This window comes from Pseudoalteromonas sp. S2755 (assembly GCF_005886535.1).
Classification (GTDB): domain Bacteria; phylum Pseudomonadota; class Gammaproteobacteria; order Enterobacterales; family Alteromonadaceae; genus Pseudoalteromonas.
In genome coordinates this window covers 1-7,616 of record NZ_PNDS01000121.1, presented here as the reverse complement: position 1 = coordinate 7,616, position 7,616 = coordinate 1, and the positions used below count along the sequence as shown (strand labels likewise).

Here is a 7,616-nt window from a genome sequence, read left to right as displayed (position 1 = left end):
AGATAGCTATCTCACCTTTTTTATATTTTGGTGCCCGCAAATTTAGACTATTCAGTGTGATTAGAGTAAAGGTTATCGATCAGTTCATCTTCCAATTGGAAGCGCAACTCAAGCGTTTCACCTAACACAGACAAGTCGTTATCGAAGTCTGCTAATTCTTGTGTTTCTTGATTAACTTCAGCGTATTTGTCGTTGAAATCAAGTGCGGTATCAGTCGTCTCCGTGATCCTAGGGTACAGTGACTGAGCCAATTTTGCGCTTTCAGGGCCTTTTTCTTGGCAGGCCTCTACAATGTTGTCATAAATCTCAAAATGACCAGCTGAAAGGTAGTCCATCAAAATCTGGCAGAATGACTGAATGTCAACTTGCTCAGGAAGTGCTTTACCACTTCGCGTTGGTGAGCATCCTGCAACTTTATAATATAAAACCAATAGTTCCTGACGCTCTGCTAACCATGCATCAATTACACTATGGCTGCCTCCCCATTTCTGTTGGGCTTGTTCTAACTGCGAAAGCATAGTGATTCTCCTTAAGCGGGTTACCTACCCCTATGGAAAGGGAAACGGGGCAAAAGGTCAACCAATTTTTTCTGTAAAAGCGTAAAAAGATCAAAAGATTATTGGTTTGATTATCGGGAATGTTAACAAATTCAGGAGGATAAAAATAAAAAAACCACCGAGAGAAACTCAAGGTGGTTCAAAATAGCAGTTTAGCTTGTTGCGTAATGTTGTTATTTTTCTAATTGAAGGTGTTTTGTTGTTATTTTTCTAACGCGGTAATTTTATACCAACCTTTTAATCGTGTTGCAAACAGTTTAATTGCTTGTTTCGGTAATTTTTACACAAGCTTATGAATTTGTTCCTAATAAAGTGAGGTTTAATCTAGATCATAACGAGACGCTGGCAAGGATAGTTTAGATAGTGCCCATGTGTACTTAGTGATACAATCCGCACAATTGAATTTAAGTATTGGAATAGAGACGCTATGAGCGAATTAAAAAACGATCGTTATTTACGAGCGCTATTAAAACAACCAGTTGACGTCACACCAGTATGGATGATGCGCCAAGCTGGTCGTTATCTACCAGAGTATCGTGCCACCAGAGCACAAGCTGGTGACTTTATGAGCCTTTGTAAAAATGCAGAACTGGCATGTGAAGTGACATTACAGCCGCTTCGTCGTTATCCACTAGATGCGGCGATTCTGTTTAGCGATATTTTGACTATTCCAGATGCAATGGGACTTGGACTTTACTTTGAAACTGGTGAAGGTCCAAAGTTTGAGCGTCCTATCCAATCGTTAGACGATGTTAAAAAGCTACCAAAATTAGATCCAACCGATGAGCTTGGTTATGTAATGAATGCAGTGAGCACAATTCGTCGTGAGCTTAAAGGTGAAGTACCACTTATTGGTTTCTCCGGCTCACCATGGACGCTAGCGACTTACATGATTGAAGGCGGTAGCAGCAAAACATTCGGTAAGATTAAAAAGATGGCGTTTGCAGAGCCGCAGACACTCCACCTACTGCTAGATAAAGTGGCTGATTCGGTTATCGACTACCTAAATGCGCAAGTAAAAGCGGGTGCTCAGTCGCTGATGATCTTCGACTCTTGGGGTGGAGTATTAAGCCCACGTGACTACAAAGAGTTTTCACTACAATATATGCACAAAATTGTAGACGGTCTTATTCGTGAAAATGACGGCCGTAAAGTACCTGTGACATTATTCACGAAGAACGGCGGTCAATGGATTGAAGCGATTGCAGCTACTGGGTGTGATGCAGTTGGCCTTGATTGGACGATTGATATTGCCGATGCAAAACGTCGTGTCGGTGATAAAGTTGCACTACAAGGTAATATGGATCCTTCAATGCTACACGGTACCCATGAGCGTATTCGTGAAGAAGTTCAGCATATATTAGCCGGCTTTGGCGAAGGTAATGGTCATGTGTTTAACTTAGGCCATGGTATTACACCTGATGTAGACCCTGAAAATGCAGGTGTTTTCATCAATGCGGTTCACGAATTTAGCCGTCAATATCACAAGTAATTTAAGCTTGAACTTAAACTTAGGATAGAGAAGAGCGCTTATTTAAGCGCTCTTTTTGTTTTTGAAATGTATTATTCAAATAAGGCGTCGATGGTGCCTTGAGCAAGTGGGTGGTATCCCGGACGTGCTTGTTGATAAACACGGTAAGCCCAGTCACGTTTACCATGCTTAATGAGAGACTTGTATAAATTCACAATAAGCTTGCGACGACCAATACTTACTAGATGCTTTTCAAGGTCTGGGTAAATAGCTTGGTAGCCGTTACCTACTGCTAGCATATACCAAGCAAATGCGCGTTCAGCGTTGGTCGATTGCGTCAGCTTAAATGCCTTGTCCAATGCTTCCATACGCTCAATGGCGAGATCTCTTGGTAAGTTATTAATAAAGTGCAGCCATTCATGTACTGTCCACGAATCGGTCGGTAAGTCTGCGAGTGTTTTCTCGTCTTTTAGCCAAGCTTGAGTGAGCGCATCCACTTTTTCAAAAGCATCAGAAGTTGGGTTAGGTGCATCGCTTGGCAAGCCTGGCTCATAAATCCACTCTTTGGCTTTTTCTAAGCTCACGATACCAGGATATTGCTGTAGCAAGTTTTTGTCTAAGTAAGCGACAAATTCATCAGTAGTCAGAGACTTAAAAGAGAAAGTGTTAAAGTAGGTTTTAACAAACTTGTCGAACTTGTCACGACCAAACTTTTCTTCTAGATAAATAAGGAATAATTGACCTTTAGTGTAAGGTACAGAGCTGAACGCATCGTCAGGATCGCGGCCATTAAGCTCTAAATTCATACGAGTATCAGGAGCGGCAATAGTTTTAAGTTGTGCGCGTAGGCCCGCAGCGTCAAGCGCTTGTTCCATCACCGCGCGATCACGACCAAACACTTCTTCCATAATACGGTTTTCAACGTAAGAGGTGAAACCCTCATTTAGCCACAGATCTTCCCACGTCGCGTTGGTCACTAAGTTGCCAGACCAAGAGTGCGCTAACTCATGGGCGATTAGGTTTACTAAACTTTTGTCACCGGCAACTACAGTTGGCGTGATAAATGACAGGCGTGGATTTTCCATACCACCAAACGGGAAGCTAGGCGGCAACATGAGCAGGTCGTATCTACCCCAAGCGTATTCACCATACATGGCATTGGTTTTATCGATCATCGCTTGCGTATCATTAAACTCTGCAACAGAGGCATCGAGGATTTGCGGTTCTGCAAAAATCGCAGTTTGGTGTGACATTTCTTTATATTCAAGGTTACCTGCACCAATTGCAATTAGGTACGGTGGGATAGCTTGCGGCATATCAAACCAATAATCGCCATCTTTGAACAATGCGCCGGTATTGTCCGCACTCATTACCGCACGTACATCTTTAGGCGTATGTACGCGAGCAGAGTAAGTCACACGCATTGCTGGCGTATCCTGCACAGGGATCCAACTACGAGCATGAATAGCTTGAGACTGGCTATACATAAATGGGTGAGATTTACTTGCGGTTTGCTGTGGTGTTAACCACTGTAGACCTGATGCTACTGGCAAGCTGTTGTAATAAATACGTGCTTTTTTTGCTTGCTCTTTAAAGTGAATAGTTAACTTAGCACCTTTCACATCATCGCGCTTGGCAAGGTCAAACTTGGCGGTATGCCATTTATCATCTTTACCTTGATACATCACTTTGTCGATTTCGAGGTCACGCGTATCTAGTACCAGCGTTCTTGCTTGGCGATTCTGCCAATCTAGTGTGTGTTCAACAAAACCTTCTAGCTGCTTATCTTCAAAGTCAACGTCTAGGTCTAAATGCAAGTGTGTGGTAATAACATCGTTAAGATTGGCGTAAGTGTGTTGGTCAACGGCTGCGTTTACATCAGCAGTGTGGACAAAGCCAGCCATGGCAAGGCTGAGCGTAAGTGCCGAAAGTTTCATCATAATGCTGCTCTTATAAAAAGAATATTCCCAATTAGAACGGCTAACATAACTAATTTCTGACCATTTAAATAGTCTAAGCCGATGGGTTACATAAAATGATGGGCAAGATGACGTTAATGCGTAAGTCAGGGCAATGCGCTACACTAGCGCCAGTTTAGTTAATATTGACAAGGTGCTGCAGTGACAAGTTTGCAGTCTTATCACACTTTTTCGCTGCCGTCGGGTTGCGAGTCCCTTATTGTTATCACAGATCCACATGCGCTGGTTGAGCTCGATTTCAGTCGTCCTTTCTTTTTAATTGGGGAAGGGAGCAATACTATTTTTCTGGAAGACTATGCTGGAATCGTTATTAAGCTTGCGACCTTAGGTATCGATATTGCTCAACAAGATGACAGTTATATCGTTACAGTTGCAGCTGGAGAAAACTGGCACCACTTTGTTACAAAGCTGCTTGATAAAGGCATCGATGGGTTAGAAAACCTCGCATTGATCCCTGGTACTGTTGGTGCGGCACCGGTACAAAATATCGGCGCCTACGGCGTTGAAGTATCGCAATTTATCACCGAAGTTAGAGGATTTGATATCGCCGAACGGCGCTTCACCACATTAACAAATGCAGAGTGTGAATTTGGCTACCGTGATTCAGTCTTTAAACATCGTCTAAAAGAGAAGTTTGTCATTACAGAAGTGACATTTACTTTGCCTAAACGTTGGCAGCCAACGCTAAGTTATGGCCCACTACAAAGCTTGGGTGATACAGCAACCGCACAAGAGATTTACGAAGCGGTGATAGTTACTCGAAACAGTAAATTGCCCGATCCTGCGACACTTGCAAATGCTGGGAGCTTTTTTAAAAACCCAGTAGTTGATAGGGCGTTTGCATCTCAGTTGCAAAGTAAATTTCCAGAGATGCCAGCGTTTGATGTGGACAATGACCATGTCAAACTCGCGGCTGGCTGGTTGATTGACAAAGCGGATCTAAAAGGCTGCCACCGTGGAGCCATTCGTGTGTATGAGAAACAAGCATTGGTACTTGTTCATAGTGGTGGTAGCACTGGTGAAGACTTAAAACAGTTAGTGAGCCATATTCAGCAAACCGTTTGGCAAAAATTTGCTGTGTTACTCGAGCATGAAGTGCGCCTTATAACAAAGCATGGTGAATGTCAGTTGCAAAGTGTGGAATATCATGAAAAAGCCTGAGCATAAAAAACAAACGATTTTAGCGGCCTTGAACAAAGGAGAGTTTGTCTCAGGGCAGGAGTTGGGCGAGCAATTAGGTATTAGTCGCGCGGCTATTGCAAAGCATATTGCGGCGTTGCAAGAGATGGGCGTTGATATATTTCGAGTAAACGGCCGCGGCTATAAGCTCAATTATAGCTTACCGCTTATTCATCAAAATAAGCTGAATGCCCTGTGGCAACAGCAATTTCAAAGTGAGTGTCCAATCGAATATCACGCAATTATAGACTCAACGAATAGCGAGCTGATGCGCCGTTTGCAGGACAAGCAGAATATGGGCTCAGGCCATGTCTTGGTGGCTGAAATGCAGCAAGCCGGTAGAGGCCGTAGAGGTCGGGTATGGCAATCGCCCTTTGGTGCTAACCTTTATTACAGCTATTACTGGCAGTTTGACGCTGGCATGCAAGCGGCGATGGGCTTATCCATAGCTGTAGGACTTGCGGTATATGATGCGTTAAAGGCCCTGTATGATATTTCCGTTGAATTAAAATGGCCAAACGATATTTATCTCAATCAGCAAAAGTTAGCGGGGATTTTAGTTGAGCTAGAGGGGCAAGTGGAAGGGCCTTGCCACCTAGTGATTGGGATTGGGCTAAATATATGTATGCCAGAGTCTGCTTCTAAACACATCGACCAAGCGTGGACAGATCTGCAAACGCACTTAGGCCAAATTGATAAAAATCAGTTAGTGGTGCAGCTCACTCACTCTTTGTCTGAGCGTCTTGTCCAGTATCAAGAGTCTGGCCTGAGTGAAATGGTGACCGAATGGAATAGTCTAAATGCCTTTAAAGGTGACGTGGTGACTTTGAGTACGGGGCAAAGAGAGTGGTGTGGGATCTGTGAAGGCATTGATATGCAAGGCGGTTTACTACTTAGGCAAGATGGTGAGCTTAAAGCTTTTTATGGCGGTGAAATTTCGTTAAGAAAGGTGGTATCGTGAAATTGCTAATTGACGTAGGTAATACCGCAGTTAAATATGCACTTGAACATGAAGGCCATATTAGTCCTGTAAAAGGAAATAATATTGAATGGCACAAGCTAACTGCAATTATTTGCTCTCAGGTTGGAAAGGGAACGGGATTACAGTGGGTGGAAAGCCGCGCCTCCGAGTTTGGTCTTGTGCTAGAGCAAGCACAAGTATCAGCAAGCCGCGCAGGGGTAACATGTGCCTATCCTACATTTCAAAATCTCGGCATTGATCGATGGCTCGCCGTCTTGGCGGCGCATGATCTGTATCCTGAACAAGATGTCATCGTGATTGATTCAGGCACCGCTACCACGGTTGATGTAGTAACTGCAGAAGGCAAGCATCTGGGGGGGTGGATTGTTCCAGGGATTGATTTGATGATCTCTAGTATTACAGCACGTGCAGAGCGAGTGTTTTGTGATGATAACACCCCGTTTGCTTCTGAGTTTGCGGAAAATACATCAGAGGCGGTGAAAAATGGTGCGTTAGCCGCAACGCTTGGGCTTGTGCACCGCGCAAAGCAGTTACTCAGTAATGAGTCTGCGTTGGTATTGTGTGCAGGTGGATATGGAGAACTTATTAAAAACCATATCGAGTCAGCGGTTTTTGATGACCTTTTGGTATTCAAGGGTCTGTCAGTTTGGTGGAAAAACCCGCAATAACTGTAAAAATGTCATGGAATTGGCTTAAAACTGAGCGTTTGAACAATAAATTTAAGATTTTTTGCATATTCCTGTTGCATCGAGTCAATGGTTGCTCTAATATCTCGCCCCGTACTAAAGCAGTGCCGACTTAGCTCAGTTGGTAGAGCAACTGACTTGTAATCAGTAGGTCATCCGTTCGACTCGGATAGTCGGCACCATCTTTTTACCCTATCTTGTATAGGATGCTTTAGGAAAGAATTTTACGTGGAGGGGTTCCCGAGCGGCCAAAGGGATCAGACTGTAAATCTGACGGCTCAGCCTTCGCTGGTTCGAATCCAGCTCCCTCCACCACTTTATTCTTGACGGTTAGAGGTAGTTAAGAACAGGTTCCTAAAGCGGGCATCGTATAATGGCTATTACCTCAGCCTTCCAAGCTGATGATGCGGGTTCGATTCCCGCTGCCCGCTCCAGTTCGTCTGGCGTGCTGATATAGCTCAGTTGGTAGAGCGCACCCTTGGTAAGGGTGAGGTCGGCAGTTCAAATCTGCCTATCAGCACCAGTCTCCGAAGAATCTTCTCAAATACTTCCTTTGAATTGTCGAAAAAATATTTATAATAGACTGAATAATTCTAATCCACACTCGTCGTGGATTATTTTTATATGTAATCTAGATACACAAAACTTATAGGTTTCGTCATGGCAAAAGAAAAGTTTGAACGCGTAAAACCGCACGTAAACGTTGGTACTATCGGCCACGTTGACCACGGTAAAACAACTCTAACTGCAGCAATCACTAAC

Annotated in this window: 7 protein-coding genes and 4 tRNA genes; 9 read left to right on the top strand and 2 right to left on the bottom strand. The window is 43.7% G+C overall.

Translation table 11 applies throughout. The features are described 5' to 3' along the window. Positions 1-47 precede the first annotated feature (47 nt). Positions 48-518: a sigma D regulator gene (gene rsd, locus CWC03_RS18120; RefSeq protein WP_138583070.1), complete on the bottom strand. Its 471-nt coding sequence runs from the start codon at positions 516-518 to the stop codon at positions 48-50. Between the two features lie 466 nt (positions 519-984). On the opposite strand from rsd, the gene hemE reads away from it, so the two are divergent. Beyond that, entirely contained in the window at positions 985-2,049 is a 1,065-nt protein-coding gene (hemE, locus tag CWC03_RS18115; RefSeq protein WP_010374544.1) for a uroporphyrinogen decarboxylase, read from the top strand. A 71-nt stretch (positions 2,050-2,120) separates the two neighbouring features. On the opposite strand, the gene CWC03_RS18110 is transcribed toward hemE, so the two are convergent. Beyond that, positions 2,121-3,965, bottom strand: a complete 1,845-nt coding sequence (locus CWC03_RS18110) for a M1 family metallopeptidase (protein WP_138583071.1) — start codon at positions 3,963-3,965, stop codon at positions 2,121-2,123. A gap of 183 nt (positions 3,966-4,148) precedes the next feature. Between CWC03_RS18110 and murB the strand changes: the two genes are divergently transcribed. The 8 genes from murB to CWC03_RS18070 all read left to right on the top strand — a co-directional run. After that, on the top strand, positions 4,149-5,168 hold the full coding sequence (gene murB / locus CWC03_RS18105) for a UDP-N-acetylmuramate dehydrogenase (protein ID WP_138583069.1): 1,020 nt from the start codon (positions 4,149-4,151) through the stop codon (positions 5,166-5,168). After that, positions 5,155-6,147 (top strand): bifunctional biotin--[acetyl-CoA-carboxylase] ligase/biotin operon repressor BirA, encoded by a 993-nt coding sequence (gene birA, locus CWC03_RS18100; protein ID WP_138583068.1) that lies wholly within the window; start codon positions 5,155-5,157, stop codon positions 6,145-6,147. Before murB ends, birA begins: the two co-directional genes overlap by 14 nt. After that, positions 6,144-6,836 (top strand): type III pantothenate kinase, encoded by a 693-nt coding sequence (locus tag CWC03_RS18095; protein ID WP_138583067.1) that lies wholly within the window; start codon positions 6,144-6,146, stop codon positions 6,834-6,836. The genes birA and CWC03_RS18095 overlap by 4 nt, the downstream gene beginning before the upstream one ends. A gap of 124 nt (positions 6,837-6,960) precedes the next feature. Then, positions 6,961-7,036: transfer RNA gene (locus tag CWC03_RS18090), tRNA-Thr, on the top strand. 48 nt (positions 7,037-7,084) lie between these two features. After that, positions 7,085-7,169, top strand: a tRNA-Tyr gene (locus CWC03_RS18085). A 44-nt stretch (positions 7,170-7,213) separates the two neighbouring features. Beyond that, a tRNA-Gly gene (locus tag CWC03_RS18080) sits at positions 7,214-7,288 on the top strand. A gap of 13 nt (positions 7,289-7,301) precedes the next feature. Continuing rightward, positions 7,302-7,377, top strand: a tRNA-Thr gene (locus tag CWC03_RS18075). 137 nt (positions 7,378-7,514) lie between these two features. Then, on the top strand, positions 7,515-7,616 hold a 102-nt coding region (locus CWC03_RS18070), incomplete at its 3' end, for a GTP-binding protein (RefSeq protein WP_046354627.1).

Bases quoted from the DNA above. Each gene is read 5' to 3' on its own strand.
- rsd (WP_138583070.1), bottom strand. From the start codon at position 518: ATGCTTTCGCAGTTAGAACAAGCCCAACAGAAATGGGGAGGCAGCCAT.
- hemE (WP_010374544.1), top strand. From the start codon at position 985: ATGAGCGAATTAAAAAACGATCGTTATTTACGAGCGCTATTAAAACAA.
- CWC03_RS18110 (WP_138583071.1), bottom strand. From the start codon at position 3,965: ATGAAACTTTCGGCACTTACGCTCAGCCTTGCCATGGCTGGCTTTGTC.
- birA (WP_138583068.1), top strand. From the start codon at position 5,155: ATGAAAAAGCCTGAGCATAAAAAACAAACGATTTTAGCGGCCTTGAAC.